General features: G+C 41.2%; 1 protein-coding gene. It reads left to right on the top strand.

All coding sequences use genetic code 11. The features are described from left to right. Positions 1–881: ABC transporter ATP-binding protein C-terminal domain-containing protein (locus F6K38_RS44820; RefSeq protein ID WP_287361023.1), on the top strand; the 881-nt coding region annotated here is incomplete at its 5' end. Positions 882–1,048: the final 167 nt, after the last annotated feature.

Consider the following 1,048-nt stretch of genomic DNA (forward strand, 5'->3'; position numbering starts at 1 on the left):
TTCAGACACCACGAGTCTACCTAAATCTAACGGTTCGAGAAAACTTAGATTTAGCCTGCAATCGTGATAAGAATGTGTTTTCCACCCTGTTTGGACGTACATTACCCGGGGAAAAACGGACAGTAGCAGGTTTGCTGCACACCATTGGTTTAGTGGAAAAAGCGAATTTACTGGCGGAGTTACTCTCCCATGGAGAAAAACAGCGGTTAGAAATTGGGATGTTAGTGGCTCAGTCTCCGGATTTATTACTAGTAGATGAACCGGTGGCTGGTTTAACGGATGAAGAGACAGAAAATGTCGGAGATTTGCTGTTAGCTCTAGCCAAGAGTCATTCCATTATTGTGATTGAACACGATATGGAATTTGTGCGCCAGATTGCTAGTCAAGTAACCGTATTACATCAGGGGTCAGTGTTGTGTGAAGGCACAATGGATCAAGTCCAAAATGACCCCCGGGTGATTGAAGTGTATTTAGGACAAAAGCCATCGATTACAGCGGAGCAAATGAAAATGCTACGGATTGTGTCTGCTATGGCTTGGTCTGATGGTAATATGGCACCAGAAGAAATTGATGTGATGATATCTCGCTTTAGCGAAGTGTTTGCTACAGATGCAGAACAAAAGCAACAATTGCAACAAGAGTTACAGAATTATTTAGCACTTAATGTTTCCATCGAAGAGTTGACTACTGAAATAGAAACTATTGAAGAACGAAAACTAATCGTGAAGCTGGCTTATGAAGTGATTAAATCAAGTTCCCGTACACCTAGCGAACCAAAGATTAACGATGCTGAAGCAGCGGCTTACCAAAACTTGGTGAAGCTGTTGGATCTGCCAGCAGAAGTGGTAAAAAGCTTGGAAGCAGAAGTAGGAGAAGGGTAAAGGGTAAAGTGTTATAGCATTTAAGGCAAGAGGCATGCTAGCAATAGGTAATAGGTAATAGGTAATAGGTAATAGGTAATAGGTAATAGGTAATAGGTAATAGGTAATAGGTAATAGGTAATAGGTAATAGGTAATAGGTAATAGGCAATAGGCAATAGGCGATAGG

The organism is Moorena sp. SIO3B2 (genome assembly GCF_010692525.1).
GTDB classification, from domain to species: domain Bacteria; phylum Cyanobacteriota; class Cyanobacteriia; order Cyanobacteriales; family Coleofasciculaceae; genus Moorena; species Moorena producens.